Source organism: Pseudomonas vranovensis (genome assembly GCF_040438935.1).
GTDB classification, from domain to species: domain Bacteria; phylum Pseudomonadota; class Gammaproteobacteria; order Pseudomonadales; family Pseudomonadaceae; genus Aquipseudomonas; species Aquipseudomonas vranovensis.
Window position 1 is genome coordinate 3,101,467 of record NZ_CP159259.1, and the last position, 13,586, is coordinate 3,115,052.

Genomic DNA, 13,586 nt, shown 5'->3' on the forward strand with positions numbered 1-13,586 from the left:
CACAAAAACAACAGCACTGCCCCGGCAGAGGGAAGGCCCATGGCCGTATCCGCCCCCACCCATGCCCAACTGATCCAGGCGTCCTGGGCGCGCTGTCGCGAGTACGGCCTGACACCGCAAAACACACCCGACTTCGATCAGTTGTCCGGCACTCACCTTGGCGAGCTGCTCGAGCGCCAGCAGGTGCTGTTGCGCACCACCCGCGACGAGGTCATGCCGCAGTTCAGTCACCTGTTGGGCAACTCCAGCTACCTGATCATGCTCAGCGATGAGCAAGGTCGCCTGCTGGACACCTGGGGCACCCGGCGCTTCATCGACCCGCATCAGCAGCACGGTTTTGTCGCCGGTGCCCGCTGGCTGGAACAGGGCGTGGGCACCAACGCCATTGGCACCGCGCTGGCCTGCGCCCAGGCTGTGCATGTGGGCCAGGATGAACACTTCCTCAAACTCAACCGCTACATGGCCAGCGCCGCTGCGCCGCTGATCGATGCCGAGCGCCGCCTGATCGGCGTGCTCGATGTATCCAGCGACAGCTACCTGCCCGCCTCGCAAACCCTGGGCCTGGTGCGGATGATGAGCCAGAGCCTGGAAAACCGCCTGATCATGGCCCGCTATGCCGGGCACTGCCGGCAACTGAGCTTCAACTCAGGCTCGAACAACCTCGACAGCCAATGGGCCGGCCTGCTGCTGTTCGATGACCTGGGACGCATCCTTGCCGCGAATCGACGGGCCGACAGCCTGCTCGGCCAGTCGCCCCTGCAGCAGCGTCTTGAGCAAGTCTTCCAGACACCGCTGACGGAGCTGCTCAAGCACGCACCCGGTGAGCCCTTTGCCGTGCAGGTGACCGGCCGCAACCGCTTTCATTGTTTATTGCATGAGCCGCTGCAACGTCCCGCTCCGTTCGCCGTCAAGCCACCTGCACATGAAGGCGACCCACGGATCGGCAAGGCCCTGCAACAGGCCGGCCTGCTGCTGGAAAAAGACATCCCGGTGTTGATCCAGGGCGAAACCGGGGTCGGCAAGGAAGTGTTCGTCAACGCCCTGCACGCCGCCAGCAGCCGTCGTCACCAGCCGCTGATTGCCGTCAACTGCGCTTCAATCCCGGCAGAACTGGTAGAGTCGGAACTGTTCGGCTATGAAAAAGGCGCTTTCACAGGCGCCCACCACAAGGGCAACCCGGGGCTGATCCGCAAAGCCGACCACGGTATCGTCTTTCTCGACGAAATCGGCGACATGCCGCTGTCGACCCAAGCGCGGTTGTTACGCTTTCTTCAGCAACGCAGCATCCAGCCACTGGGCAGTGGCGAGCCGGTAGCGGTGGATATCCGAGTGGTCTCTGCCATCCACCAGGACCTGCCCGCACTGGTACGCCAAGGTCGTTTCCGCCAGGATCTCTACTACCGCATCGCCGGCATGAGCCTGACCTTGCCGCCTTTGCGCGAGCGCAGCGACCGCCTGGCCCTGATCAGGCAGATCCACCAGCAGCACCGCGCCCCCGATGCGCCCGGGCAGCTCGACAGCAACATCCTGCAGCACCTGTTGCAACACCCTTGGCCAGGCAACCTGCGCCAGTTGAGCAGCACCCTGCAGGTAGCCCTGGCCCTGGCCGACGGCCAGCCCATTGCCGTGGAGCATTTGCCGGACAGTTTCCTGGCCGAAACGGTGGCCCCTCCGTGTGTCGGGCGCAATGCAGCCGAAGAGGACCTGAGCCTGCGCCTGCGGACACTCAACGGCAACGTATCGGCCCTGGCCCGAGACCTGGGAATCAGCCGCACCACCCTCTACAAGCGCCTGCGCGACCAGGGCCAAATAGTCGGTTGATCGACAACATTTCCCACCGGGCTGGCGCGCAGCCGATTCTGCTGTAACACCCTGGATTTCAGCTTTACCGGCTGAGCGCCCGCTGTGCTTCAGCCGGGATTTATCCCCCGTCGCATCGACAATAGCCATACCGCCAACCCCGGATGCGTGCCTCGATGCAAACAACAAATACAGTCTTGATGATCCGCCCGGCGCGGTTCGCCTTCAACCCGGACACCGCCCTCAACAACCGCTTCCAGCAAGCACTGCTCGACCCGGACCGGGCACAGCAGAAAGCGCTGGAAGAGTTCGATGACTATGTCGATACCCTGCGCCAGCATGGCGTCGAAGTGCTGGTGGTGCAGGACACCCCGGCACCCCACACCCCCGACTCGATCTTCCCCAATAACTGGTGGAGCAGCCACGCCGATGGCAGCCTGGTGCTCTATCCGATGGAAGGCCAGAACCGCCGGCTGGAGCGCAACAAAGGCGTACTCAAGGTGCTTGAAGAACGCTTCGCCGTTCGTCAGACCATCGATCTGAGCCCGCTGGAACAGCAGAGTATGTACCTGGAAGGGACTGGCAGCATGGTCCTGGATCGCCAGCACCGGATCAGCTACGCCTGCCATTCCGGTCGCACTCACACCCAGGCCCTGCGCCTGTTTGCCGAACAACTCGACTACCGCCTGTGCGTGTTCCACGCCGTCGACCGGCACCAGGCGCCGATCTATCACAGCAACGTGATGATGAGCGTGGGCCGCGGGCTCTCGGTGGTCTGCCTGCAAGCCCTTCCCGACGCCAACGAGCGCCGCGCCCTGGAGCACTCATTGCGCGACACCGGCAAGGACATCCTGGCCCTGGACTTCGACCAGCTCGAAGGCTTTGCCGGCAACATGCTCGAAGTCCACGACAAGCAAGGCCAGCCGCTGCTGGTGATGTCGCGCAGCGCCTGGCGCTCGCTGTCGGTCGAGCAACGCCGCCAGGTCGAGCAGCACAGCCACCCGGTGGTGGTAAACATCGACCATATCGAACGCATCGGCGGCGGCAGTGCCCGCTGCATGCTCGCCGAAGTGCACCTGCCGGTGCGCCACTGATTACAACAAAGGAGTTCATCATGACCCGCTATATCGACATTACCGATCTCAGCCACCTGGTGGCGCGCAAGGGCCTTGGCACCTGCATCAGCGAGATGGCCGAGTACATTCGTGAGGACTACCTGCGCTGGCACGACTTTGAAAAATGCGCGCGCCTGGCCAACCACTCACCCGATGGCGTGATCGAGTTGATGCCGGTGTCCGATGCCAACCTCTATGCCTTCAAGTACGTCAACGGCCACCCCAGGAACACTCAACGCGGCATGCTCACTGTCATGGCGTTCGGCGCCCTGGGCGATGTCGATACCGGCGCACCGGTGCTGCTCAGTGAGATGACCCTGACCACCGCGATCCGCACCGCCGCCACCTCGGCCCTGGCCGCACGCTACCTGGCGCGCCCGGGCAGCCGACGCATGGCCCTGATCGGCAATGGCTCGCAGAGCGAATTCCAGGCCCTGGCTTTCCACACCCTGCTGGGTATCGACGAGATCCGCCTGTACGACCTGGACCCTGCGGCCAGCGCCAAGCTGGTGGCCAACCTCAGCACCTTCCCTCAGCTCAAGGTGAGCATCGCAGGCTCTGTGGCCGAGGCAGTACGCGGCGCCGACATCGTCACTACGGTGACCGCCGACAAGGCCTACGCCACCATCCTCACCCCGGATATGATCGTACCCGGCATGCACCTCAACGCCGTGGGTGGCGACTGCCCGGGCAAGACCGAACTGCACCGCGACATCGTCGAACGCGCCCGGGTAATCGTCGAATACGAACCGCAAAGCCGTATCGAAGGCGAAATCCAGCAGATGCCCTCCGATTCGCCCACCACCGAGTTCTGGCAGGTGGTCAACGGCCAGGTGCCGGGTCGCGAGAGCGACGAGCAAGTCACCCTCTTCGACTCGGTCGGCTTCGCCCTTGAGGACTATTCGGCCCTGCGCTACGTACTGGATGTAGCCACGGCCCTGGACATCGGTCACGACATTGCCCTGGTGCCCGAGCTGGACAACCCCAAGGACCTCTTCGCCTTGCTGCGCCAGCCGCTGACCAGCGCCCAGAAAAAGCGCGCCTGAGGCCCCTCGGTTGCGCCGCGCCAACGCACGGCGCAACCGTAACCGCTGTCACTCAAACCCAAACAGGAGGTGGCGCAGCCGATCCGGCTGCAATTACACGTTCAACAGCAGAATCCGGCAGCCGACGCCGGTTGAAACGACACAAAAAAATCGTCGCCATCGCGCATTCTTGGCCCGACCAATCAGTCACTGACTGACCGAAGCGCTCCACTGCCCTACATCAATTATAAAACTCAGGGATTACCACCATGACTTCGCTGCGCAAGCTCCTCGGCGTGCTGCTCCTTCCTTTGTGCGTAAACAGTGTCCAGGCCAAGGAATGGACTGAAATCCGCTTCGGCGTCTACCCCGAATACCCTCCCTTTGAGTCCGTTGCCGCTGATGGCAGCCTGCAAGGCTTCGACATCGAACTGGGCAATGCCATCTGCGCCAAGCTGCAGGTCAAGTGCACCTGGGTACACAACGAGTTCGACGGCATGATCCCGGCCCTGCGGGCACGCAAGTTCGACGCCATCATGTCGTCGATGGCCGTGACCCCTGCACGCCTCAAGCAGATCGACTTCAGCGCCCGGCTGTTCCTCAGCCCCACCTCGGTGATCGTGCGCAAGGGCGCCGACTTCGGTGACACGCCCGAATCGCTCAAGGGCAAGCAGGTCGGTGTGCTGCAGGGTTCGCTACAGGAAGCCTACGCCCGTGCCAAGCTGGCGCCACTGGGTGCCCAGGTCAAGGCCTACCAGGCCCAGGACCAGAACTACGCCGACCTGATCAACGGCCGCCTGGACGCCACCCTCACCGACAAGCTCGAAGCCCAGCTCAACTTCCTGTCCCGGCCTGAAGGCGCCGACTTCCAGAGCGGCCCGGCGGTCAAGGACCCTACCCTGCCCCTGGACATCGCCATGGGCCTGCGCAAGAACGACACCGAGCTCAAGGCCTTGCTCGACAAGGGCATCGCCGCCGTCCACGCCGACGGCACCTTTGCCGCGATCCAGAAGAAGTACGTGGGCGACCTGGATATCTACAACGATTGATTCGCACGCCACCGGCCAGGGTTGACCTGGCCGGCGCTGCGCCTTGTCTTGTGTGCTGACGAGAGCCTTCAAAGTGAACAACTTTTTCCACTCTACCGGCTTGCATGCCTTGAGCTTGCAGGGCTTCGGCCCGCTGCTGCTGCAAGGTACCTGGATGACCGTGAAACTTGCCCTGTTGTCATTGGCCCTGAGCCTAGGTCTGGGCCTGCTGGGCGCCAGCGCCAAGCTGTCACGCCTGCGTGCGCTGCGCGTGCCGGCCACCCTCTATACCACCCTGATCCGCAGCGTGCCGGACCTGGTACTGATCCTGCTGATCTTCTACACCCTGCAACTATGGCTCAACGACCTGACCGAGCTGCTGGGCTGGGACTACTTCGAGATCGACCCCTTCACGGCTGGGGTCATTACGCTGGGCTTTATCTACGGCGCCTATTTCACCGAAAACTTTCGCAGCGCGATCCTCAGCGTGCCAGCCGGGCAACTGGAGGCGGCGACCGCCTATGGCCTGAGCCGTGCGCAACGTTTTCGCCTGGTGCTGTTCCCGCAACTGATGCGTTTTGCCCTGCCGGGCCTGGGCAACAACTGGCTAGTGCTGCTCAAGTCCACCGCCCTGGTGTCGATCATCGGCCTGGCCGACCTTGTGAAGGCAGCGCAGAACGCCGGCAAGACTACCAACAACACCCTGTACTTCCTGATCATCGCCGGGTTGGTCTACCTGCTCATCACCACCCTTTCCAACCGCCTGTTCAAGCACCTTGAGCGGCGCTACAACACCGGCATCAAGGAGCTGGCGCGATGATCGAACTGATTCAGGAATACGGCCTGGCCTATCTCTTCAGTGATGGCACCGGGCTCTCGGGACTGGCCATGACGTTGTGGCTGTTCATCGTCACCATGGTGCTGGGTTTCGTGCTGTCGCTGCCACTTGCCCTGGCACGCGTTTCACACACCCGGTGGCTGCGCTGGCCGGTGGAGGCCTACACCTTCGTGTTTCGCGGCACCCCGTTGTATATCCAGTTGCTGATCTGCTACACCGGCTTGTACGGCCTTGAAGTGGTGCGAGACAACGCCCTGCTCGACCAGTTTTTCCGCAATGCCTTGAACTGCACCCTGCTGGCCTTTGTGCTCAACACCTGTGCCTACACCGTGGAAATCTTCGCCGGGGCCATTCGCAACATCCCCCACGGCGAGATCGAAGCGGCCCACGCCTACGGCCTGCACGGCTGGCGCCTGAATCTGTTTGTGATACTGCCGGCCGCCCTGCGCCGTTCGCTGCCGGCCTACAGCAACGAGCTGATCCTGATGCTGCACGCCACCTCCCTGGCCTTTACCGCCACCATCGCCGACATCCTCAAGGTGGCCCGCGATGCCAACGCTGCCACCTTTCTGACCTTCCAGGCCTTTGGAATCGCGGCGTTGCTGTACATGTTGCTGTCGTTTGCACTGGTCGGCGGCTTTCGCCTGGCCGAACGACGCTGGATGCGTTTTCTTGTTCCTGCCCGAGGCTAATCCATGACTACCACCGCAACCGCCTTGTCGACCGCCGCGACGCCAGCCCTCCGCCCCAGCCCGCGTATCGCTGCCGTGGCCCAGGACGCCTCCGTCAAACTCAGCGTCCAGGAACTGCATAAAAGCTACGGTGAACACCAGGTGCTCAAGGGTGTATCCCTCAATGCCCGCAAGGGCGACGTGATCAGCCTGATCGGTGCCAGCGGCTCGGGCAAAAGCACCATGCTGCGTTGCATCAACTTCCTCGAACAACCCGATGCCGGCGTCATCACCCTCGATGACCAGCGCATTGAAATGCGCCAGGGCCGTACCGGCAGCCGGGCGCCACACCCCGCACAGCTGCAGGATTTGCGCACGCGGCTGGCGATGGTGTTTCAGCACTTCAACCTGTGGAGCCACATGACGGTACTGGAGAACATCTGCCTGGCGCCCCGCCGAGTACTGGGCGTCAGCGCCGAAGAAGCCCACGCGCGGGCGCGCAAGTACCTGGACAAGGTCGGCCTGCCGGCCCGCGCCGCCGACCAGTACCCGGCCTTCCTGTCCGGCGGTCAGCAGCAACGGGTGGCCATCGCCCGGGCCCTGGCCATGGAACCGGAGATCATTCTGTTCGACGAGCCCACCTCGGCGCTCGACCCCGAGCTGGTGGGCGAAGTACTCAAAGTGATACAGACGCTGGCCGAGGAAGGTCGTACCATGCTCATGGTCACCCACGAGATGGGCTTTGCCCGTCAGGTGTCGAGCCAGGTGTTGTTCTTGCATCAGGGCCGGGTCGAGGAACAAGGAAGCGCCGAGATACTTGACCAGCCGCAGAGCGAACGCCTGCAGCAATTTCTTTCCAACCGTTTGAAGTGAAGCCGAACCTGCATGGATACCAAGGTCAACAGCCCACACGCCGCGCCGCCCCTGGACCGGATCGACGAAGCGATCATCGATGTGCTGCGCCATAACGGACGCATCACCTACGAAAAGCTTTCGTCACTGGTACACCTCACCCCCCGACCTTGTCTGGAGCGGGTGCGCAAGCTGGAAAGACGGGGAGTGATTCGCGGCTATGGCGCGATCATTGATGTGCAGATGGTTTCGCCGGGGCTGTCGTTGCTGGTGCTGGTGGCCTTGTCGAACCAGAGCGGGCGCAGCGCGCAGAAGGCCTTCGAGGCGTGCGTGCGGGCCTGCCCGCAGGTATTCGATTGCCAGTTGATCAGTGGCCATTTCGACTACAGCCTGCGCATGCGTTGCCGCGACATGGAGCATTACCGTGTGCTGACCGAAACCTGGATGAACAACGACGAACTGCATATCGACAAACTGGTGGCACATCCAGAGCTGGCAGTGGTGAAAAACACCGCCCCGCAGCTCTGAACGCTCCTTGACTCAGGCGCGTGGCGGCACTTGCTGCTCGCTGCGCGACCAGTCCAGCAACAGGCTGTAGGCCACGGCCAGCAAGGTCGGGCCAATGAACAGGCCGATGAAACCAAAGGCCAGCAAGCCGCCAAACACCCCCAGCAGCACGATCACCAGCGGCAGGTTGCCGCCGCGGCTGATCAGGTACGGCTTGAGTACGTTGTCCACGCCGCTGATGATGAACGTACCCCAGATCCCGAGAAACACCGCCATGCCATACTCGCCCTGCCAGGCCAGCCAGGCCGTGGCCGGCACCCAGGCCAGCGGTGGCCCCATGGGAATCAGACTGAGCATGAAGGTAACAATCGCCAACACCAGCGCACCGGGAACACCGGCAATCAAAAAGCCGATCAGGGCCAGGATTGCCTGGGCTGCTGCTGTCCCGATCACCCCGTTGACCACCCGCTGCACCGTGCCAGCAACCAGCCCCAGGTAATATTCGGCACGCTCGCCGATCAGTCGCTCCAGAAGGCGCAGGACAAAAGCTGCAAGGCGCGGCCCGTCGCGGTAGAAGAAGAACACGAACACCAGGCTCAGGGTCAGCTCGAGGATACCGCTGCCGATCTGCGCGCTGCGCGCCAGCAGCCAGTTGCCGACCTGCCCCAGGTATGGCTTGACCGTGGTCAGCAAGGCGGCGCCCTGTTGATCGATGGTGTCCCACATCGCCACCAGCCGTGGCCCCACCAATGGCACGCTGCCCAGCCAGCTCGGCGCATCCGGCAGGCCATCGACCTGGACATCGCGAACGAAGGCGGTGGCATCGCGGATATGGTCGGCCAGGTTGAACCCCAGCCACACCAGCGGCAAGGCCACCAGCAGTATCCATAACGTGGTCAGCAGGCCGGCCGCCAGGGTTTCGCGCCCGCCCAGCACACGAGTCAGCAGGCGCATCAGCGGCCAGCTGGCATAGGCCAGGATGGCGCCCCAGAGCAGCGCCGACATGAACGGAGCCATCACCCACAGGCCCGCACCGAGCAGGCCAAGCAGGATGATCTGTACCAGCAGGCGATCATTGTTGGGCATGCGCTTCTCGCTCAACGAATCAGTTCGACGTGAAAACCGTCAGTCTTGGCATCACCCACTTCAAGCCTGGCCATGCGTACCCCGGCCTTGCCCAACTGCTCGCGCCAGGCTTCGGCCTGGACGCCGCTCAGGGTGACACGCAAGGTGCTGTCCAGGTTCAGGCTGCGCCCCAGCAGCGTGACCCAGGCCGGTTGAGGCTCACCCAGATCAGGGTAGTCGAGCTTGCCGGTGTCGCGCAGTTCGCGCAGTACCGTTGCCGGGGTCGGCAGCACTTCACCCAGCGGGGCGTCGGCAACGAATTCTTCTACGTGAAGGTAGGCGCGCTTGTTGCCACGGGTGATGCTGTAGAGGGCTACCAACGTGTTGCTCTGCTCGGCGGAGCGGCGCAGCAGGATGAAGGCCTGTTGATCGTCGGCGCCACCGAGGCGCGAATTCTTGAACACCTCGTTGGCCCACAGGCTGTTTTCGCCACAATCGCGGGCCTGGCACCAGAACAGCGGATAGCCACCCTCTTTCTGCAAGGCTTCACGGGCGGAGGTAAAGGCTTCGTTGGCGCTGCGCTCAGGCGGCAGCTCGTAGGTGACCGAACTGACCTGGCCCCGGCTTTCGATCTTGCCTTCGGCCCGCAGTTGGCCGCTGATCTTGCGCAAGGAGCCAAGCGGGTAGATCCGCTCCTGGTCGGCAGCGCTGCGCTCGACCACCACCTTGGCGTCGACCGGCACCGGTAGCCCCTCGGCCAGCAGTGGCGCACTGAACAGCACGGCGATACCCGCCGCCACGGCTTGTCTGTAGCGTGTGATACTCATTGGCTGGCCACGCCGCACGGGGCGCCAAGGCTGAATATGGGTGAAACGTTGTCGTGCTTGTTCATGGTTGTCTCCCTGTTCAACCCGCCAAGCCTCGACAGTTGCCCGCCGCAAGTCAAGAAATGCCAAAAAACTGATTGAAACAGTCTGCAACAAGCCTTGCACCCGACTCGTCGTTCAAGTGCAGGTGGTGACCGCCCGGCAACGGCTCCCAGGCAAAGGGCAACTGTTCAAGCAACTCGGGATGACGGGTCAACATGCCGTCGGCGGCGACCACCAATTGAGCCGGGCAGGCAATACGCTGAACAAAGCTGAGTGCCTGGGCCTGACTCAGGCGCGTGGGTGATGGCAGGGTCAGCCGGCTGTCGCTGCGCCAGGAATAGCCTCCCGGCACGGGCATCACGCCGCGCTGGGCCAGCAGTTCGGCGGCTTCTCGACTGACCGCCACCTGTCCGCGCATCCTTGCCTCCACCGCCCGCTCCAGCGTCGGATGCACGGCCTTGCGCTTGCCGTCCAGGCGCAGTTGCGCATCCAGCGCCATGCCCAGGCGTTCGGCGGCATTCTCGGGGCCACTGGTGGGCGGGACTACCCCGTCGATCAGCGCAAGCCGTGTCACGCGTTCGGGTAGCGAGCCGGCCAGTACCACCGAAACGATCGCACCGAGCGAATGCCCCAACAGGGCAAAGCGTTCCCAGCCCAACTGCTCGGCAACGCGCAGCACATCATGGGCATAGTCCCACAGGGCGTAACCCGCGCCCGCGGGACGATGTTCGGAGTAACCGTGCCCGGCCAGGTCCAGTGCGACAATGCGCAGCCCCGCCAGCTTGGGTGCCAGCCGGGCAAAGCTGTTGGCGTTGTCCAGCCAGCCATGCAATGCGATGACCGGTTGCCCATCGGCTGGGCCGAACAGATGAGCCGCCAGTTCGATGTGCCCCAAGTTCAACCGCACCTCTTCCACGTCATGACTCATGCTTGTCGCTCCTGCCAACGCCCCAGCAGTCGCCTGATCAGGTGGGCGGTGTCATCGGGCCGTTCCAGCGGAAACATGTGCCCGCCCGGCAGACTGTGGTATTCCCCCAGGGGCAAGCGTCGTACTTCGCGGGCATGGTGCTGCTTCACCACCCGGCTGTGGCTCCCGCGCACCATTGCCAGCGGCACCTGCAATTGCTGGGCGCGTCCGGGCCGAGTGTGAGGAATGCTGCGGTAGATGCTGATTTCTGTGGCAGGGTCGAAACACAAGCGCAGCGACTCGCCCTCCTGGCGCAGCCCATGCTGCAAATAGGCCTCCAGGCACTCGGGGTCGAAACCGCGGAACAGGGTCTTGCTGGCAAAGTAGGCCCGCGCCTGGTCCAGGTCGTTGAACGCTTCCCGGCGCCCGAGTGTTCGACCGGCCGGGGTGATCCTGTCGATAAACCCCCAGCACTTGGCCAATTGCAGGAACCAGCGCTCGGCCTGGGTCAGTACGGGCGAGTCGAGCATCACCACCCCTCGGTAGCGCTCCGGACAACGCAATGCGGCGTGCAGGTGCAGCACCCCGCCCAGGGAGTGCCCCACGCCCCACACAGGTTCGGGAAGTTGTTCGAGGTGGTGGATCAGCTCGTCGACCAGTGTCTGCCAGTTGTCGTCCACCGGAAAGCGCGGGTCGTGGGCATGCTGTGACAAATGGCTCACGGTGTAGTCCGGACCCAGGCCGGCAAAGAGCTTGCCGTAGGTGGCCGAAGGAAAGCCGTTGGCGTGAGCGAAAAAGACCTGTTGCGACATACCCGGCTATCCGTAGGAAAAACAGGTCTCAATTGTCCGCAACTGACCAGGGCCGGGCAATGACCGTAACAGCCATCGGCGACGGCACTCCGGTCAATAGCGCCAGGCCCTGTAACCCGGGTGCCCCGAGGGGCAGCCGTCAGGCGTGGGTCATGCTACGCAGGGTCATCAAGCCGGCCAGCGGCCAGTCGCCTTCGAGTTGAGCCAGGCTCGCGGTGCTCATGCCTTCGGTGGCACGGGCATGGCCGTGTTGAAGGATGCCGACCAGGTTCCCTACCAGCGGTTGATGGCTGACCAGCAATACATGCTCGAGGCCCAGGTTATCGAGCGCGGCAATGACCTGGCCCGGATCGGTGTCTGGCGTGAGCCAGGGCACTGTTACCACCGGCTTGCCGAAGCCCAGGGCCTCGTGGACCAATGCCGCAGTTTGCTGCGCCCGCACATAGGGGCTGGCCAGGATTGCCTGCAACGGCTGGCCCAACAGCTGGGCCGCGCTGCGCACCACTTGCTCACGACCGTGGGCCGTGAGGTTGCGCTCGGCATCGCTACGTGCGCGGGGTTCGGCTTCGCCGTGGCGCAATACCCAGAGCTTCACAGCTTGGGTTCCTCGTCACGCGCCGGGTGCGCTGCCGACGGCACGCTATGGGCCGCTTCACCCTCTGGAGCGCGAGGCGCCGGCCAGTCGGCAAACGGCCAGGGTTTCTGGTCGGTATGAAACGTGCCGAAGCGGCCGATCTGTGCCAGGAACTGGCTGAGGCTGTCGCCGAAGTTCATCAGGCTGGCACTGGGTGCGCCGTAAATCAGACGGTAGATCAACTGCACCAGCACCAGGCCGCCCAGCAGGGTTTGCGCCACTTGCCACACCAGCAAAAACACCAGCATCCACAGCACGCGCAATATGATCGACTCGCGCCGGGCCTGGTTGGGGGATTCGTTCATGTGTTGCTCCTGTACTCAGTTGAAACCGCTGGTGGAGATGAAGTCGACATCGGTTTTCGGCTCGGCGCGCATCAGCAGCTCGATGACCTGGGTCAGGGTGCGACCTTCAAACAGGATCGCATGCAAGCCCGCCACCAGGGGCATGTACACCTGCACCTGTTGCGCCTTTACCTTCAGCACCTTGAGGGTATTGACCCCTTCGGCGACTTCGCCCAGGCGATTGACCGCCTCTTCCAGGCTCAAGCCTTGCCCCAGGGCGTAGCCTACCTGGTAGTTGCGGCTCTTGGGCGAGGAGCAGGTCACGATCAGGTCACCGACACCGGCCAGCCCGAGGAAGGTCATGGGGTTGGCGCCCTGGCTTACCGCAAAGCGGGTCATCTCGGCCAGCGCGCGGGTAATCAGCATGCTCTTGGTGTTCTCGCCCATGCCCAGAGCCACGGCCATGCCGGCAATGATCGCGTAGACGTTCTTGAGTGCTCCGCCCAGCTCGACGCCAAAGCGGTCGCTACTGGCGTACACGCGGAAGGTGCGCCCGTGCAGTACGGCCTGCACGCGCTGGCAAAGCGCTTCGTCTTCACTGGCCACCACGGTGGCGGTGAGGGCATGCTCGGCCACTTCGCGAGCCAGGTTGGGCCCCGACAGCACGCCGATGCGTGCTTGTGGCGCGATTTCTTCGAGAATCTGGCTCATCAGCTTGAAGCTTTGTGCCTCGATGCCCTTGGTCAGGCTGACCAGCATCTTGCCCGTTAGCAGCTGCGCATGCGGTGCCAGCACGCTGCGCAAGGCGCTGGAGGGCAAGGCGACGAAGATCAGTTCGCAATCGTTCAACGTGGCCAGCAGGTCATTGACCGGCTCGACACCCGGGTGGATCTTCACCCCCTTGAGGTAGCGCGGGTTTTCCCGGTTGTCGCGCATGGCCTGGGCCTGTTCGGAGTCGCGCATCCATTGGCGTACCGCGATGCCGTTTTGCGCCAGCAGATTCGCCACGGCGGTACCGAAACTCCCGCCTCCCAGAACTCCAACCGGCTGCTGTTCAGTCATATCCAATCCGTTAAAACCAATAATAGTGGCGACCCTCGCATTATACGGAGCGACAAGGCCAGGACCAGCGCCACATCAGCAAATTGACGCGTACATTGCCCTGCCCGCGACTGAAAA

Annotated in this window: 15 protein-coding genes; 8 read left to right on the forward strand and 7 right to left on the reverse strand. The window is 63.3% G+C overall.

All coding sequences use genetic code 11. From position 1 onward, the window contains the following. The first annotated feature begins 39 nt into the window (after positions 1 to 39). From ABVN19_RS14395 to ABVN19_RS14430, 8 genes are all read left to right on the forward strand, one after another. The gene (locus ABVN19_RS14395) at positions 40 to 1,821 is read left to right on the forward strand and encodes a sigma-54-dependent Fis family transcriptional regulator (protein WP_105641545.1); all 1,782 of its coding nucleotides are present in this window, start codon (positions 40 to 42) and stop codon (positions 1,819 to 1,821) included. Positions 1,822 to 1,976: 155 nt separating this feature from the next. After that, entirely contained in the window at positions 1,977 to 2,894 is a 918-nt protein-coding gene (ctlX, locus tag ABVN19_RS14400; RefSeq protein WP_105641546.1) for a citrulline utilization hydrolase CtlX, read from the forward strand. Positions 2,895 to 2,914: 20 nt separating this feature from the next. Further along, positions 2,915 to 3,961, forward strand: a complete 1,047-nt coding sequence (locus tag ABVN19_RS14405) for an ornithine cyclodeaminase (RefSeq protein WP_028945322.1) — start codon at positions 2,915 to 2,917, stop codon at positions 3,959 to 3,961. A 248-nt stretch (positions 3,962 to 4,209) separates the two neighbouring features. Continuing rightward, positions 4,210 to 4,989 (forward strand): ABC transporter substrate-binding protein, encoded by a 780-nt coding sequence (locus ABVN19_RS14410; protein WP_028945323.1) that lies wholly within the window; start codon positions 4,210 to 4,212, stop codon positions 4,987 to 4,989. A 73-nt stretch (positions 4,990 to 5,062) separates the two neighbouring features. Continuing rightward, positions 5,063 to 5,788 carry an ABC transporter permease gene (locus tag ABVN19_RS14415; RefSeq protein WP_105641547.1) on the forward strand — a complete coding sequence of 242 codons (726 nt, stop codon included), beginning with the start codon at positions 5,063 to 5,065 and terminating at the stop codon, positions 5,786 to 5,788. Beyond that, positions 5,785 to 6,498 (forward strand): ABC transporter permease, encoded by a 714-nt coding sequence (locus ABVN19_RS14420; protein ID WP_028945325.1) that lies wholly within the window; start codon positions 5,785 to 5,787, stop codon positions 6,496 to 6,498. Before ABVN19_RS14415 ends, ABVN19_RS14420 begins: the two co-directional genes overlap by 4 nt. 3 nt (positions 6,499 to 6,501) lie before the next feature. Continuing rightward, a complete protein-coding gene (locus tag ABVN19_RS14425) occupies positions 6,502 to 7,350 on the forward strand; it encodes an ATP-binding cassette domain-containing protein (RefSeq protein WP_028945326.1) in 849 nt (282 codons plus the stop codon). Positions 7,351 to 7,362: 12 nt separating this feature from the next. Further along, complete coding sequence (locus ABVN19_RS14430) at positions 7,363 to 7,857, forward strand: Lrp/AsnC family transcriptional regulator (protein ID WP_028945327.1); 495 nt, start codon at positions 7,363 to 7,365, stop codon at positions 7,855 to 7,857. A gap of 12 nt (positions 7,858 to 7,869) precedes the next feature. On the opposite strand, the gene ABVN19_RS14435 is transcribed toward ABVN19_RS14430, so the two are convergent. The 7 genes from ABVN19_RS14435 to ABVN19_RS14465 all read right to left on the reverse strand — a co-directional run bounded on the left by ABVN19_RS14435 (position 7,870) and on the right by ABVN19_RS14465 (position 13,469). After that, positions 7,870 to 8,922: an AI-2E family transporter gene (locus ABVN19_RS14435; protein WP_028945328.1), complete on the reverse strand. Its 1,053-nt coding sequence runs from the start codon at positions 8,920 to 8,922 to the stop codon at positions 7,870 to 7,872. Positions 8,923 to 8,933: 11 nt separating this feature from the next. Continuing rightward, entirely contained in the window at positions 8,934 to 9,728 is a 795-nt protein-coding gene (locus ABVN19_RS14440) for a DUF4892 domain-containing protein (protein ID WP_028945329.1), read from the reverse strand. A gap of 115 nt (positions 9,729 to 9,843) precedes the next feature. Next, positions 9,844 to 10,698 (reverse strand): alpha/beta hydrolase, encoded by an 855-nt coding sequence (locus ABVN19_RS14445; protein WP_105641548.1) that lies wholly within the window; start codon positions 10,696 to 10,698, stop codon positions 9,844 to 9,846. Further along, the gene (locus ABVN19_RS14450) at positions 10,695 to 11,489 is read right to left on the reverse strand and encodes an alpha/beta hydrolase (RefSeq protein ID WP_028945331.1); all 795 of its coding nucleotides are present in this window, start codon (positions 11,487 to 11,489) and stop codon (positions 10,695 to 10,697) included. Before ABVN19_RS14450 ends, ABVN19_RS14445 begins: the two co-directional genes overlap by 4 nt. A gap of 139 nt (positions 11,490 to 11,628) precedes the next feature. After that, a complete protein-coding gene (gene sixA / locus ABVN19_RS14455; protein WP_028945332.1) occupies positions 11,629 to 12,084 on the reverse strand; it encodes a phosphohistidine phosphatase SixA in 456 nt (151 codons plus the stop codon). Then, on the reverse strand, positions 12,081 to 12,428 hold the full coding sequence (locus ABVN19_RS14460; protein WP_028945333.1) for a DUF4389 domain-containing protein: 348 nt from the start codon (positions 12,426 to 12,428) through the stop codon (positions 12,081 to 12,083). Before ABVN19_RS14460 ends, sixA begins: the two co-directional genes overlap by 4 nt. A 15-nt stretch (positions 12,429 to 12,443) precedes the next feature. Beyond that, positions 12,444 to 13,469: an NAD(P)H-dependent glycerol-3-phosphate dehydrogenase gene (locus tag ABVN19_RS14465; protein WP_028945334.1), complete on the reverse strand. Its 1,026-nt coding sequence runs from the start codon at positions 13,467 to 13,469 to the stop codon at positions 12,444 to 12,446. Positions 13,470 to 13,586: the final 117 nt, after the last annotated feature.

Bases quoted from the DNA above. Each gene is read 5' to 3' on its own strand.
- ABVN19_RS14440 (WP_028945329.1), bottom strand. From the start codon at position 9,728: ATGAGTATCACACGCTACAGACAAGCCGTGGCGGCGGGTATCGCCGTG.
- ABVN19_RS14430 (WP_028945327.1), top strand. From the start codon at position 7,363: ATGGATACCAAGGTCAACAGCCCACACGCCGCGCCGCCCCTGGACCGG.
- ABVN19_RS14410 (WP_028945323.1), top strand. From the start codon at position 4,210: ATGACTTCGCTGCGCAAGCTCCTCGGCGTGCTGCTCCTTCCTTTGTGC.
- ABVN19_RS14460 (WP_028945333.1), bottom strand. From the start codon at position 12,428: ATGAACGAATCCCCCAACCAGGCCCGGCGCGAGTCGATCATATTGCGC.
- ABVN19_RS14445 (WP_105641548.1), bottom strand. From the start codon at position 10,698: ATGAGTCATGACGTGGAAGAGGTGCGGTTGAACTTGGGGCACATCGAA.
- ABVN19_RS14435 (WP_028945328.1), bottom strand. From the start codon at position 8,922: ATGCCCAACAATGATCGCCTGCTGGTACAGATCATCCTGCTTGGCCTG.
- ABVN19_RS14425 (WP_028945326.1), top strand. From the start codon at position 6,502: ATGACTACCACCGCAACCGCCTTGTCGACCGCCGCGACGCCAGCCCTC.
- ctlX (WP_105641546.1), top strand. From the start codon at position 1,977: ATGCAAACAACAAATACAGTCTTGATGATCCGCCCGGCGCGGTTCGCC.
- ABVN19_RS14395 (WP_105641545.1), top strand. From the start codon at position 40: ATGGCCGTATCCGCCCCCACCCATGCCCAACTGATCCAGGCGTCCTGG.
- ABVN19_RS14450 (WP_028945331.1), bottom strand. From the start codon at position 11,489: ATGTCGCAACAGGTCTTTTTCGCTCACGCCAACGGCTTTCCTTCGGCC.
- ABVN19_RS14465 (WP_028945334.1), bottom strand. From the start codon at position 13,469: ATGACTGAACAGCAGCCGGTTGGAGTTCTGGGAGGCGGGAGTTTCGGT.
- ABVN19_RS14420 (WP_028945325.1), top strand. From the start codon at position 5,785: ATGATCGAACTGATTCAGGAATACGGCCTGGCCTATCTCTTCAGTGAT.
- ABVN19_RS14405 (WP_028945322.1), top strand. From the start codon at position 2,915: ATGACCCGCTATATCGACATTACCGATCTCAGCCACCTGGTGGCGCGC.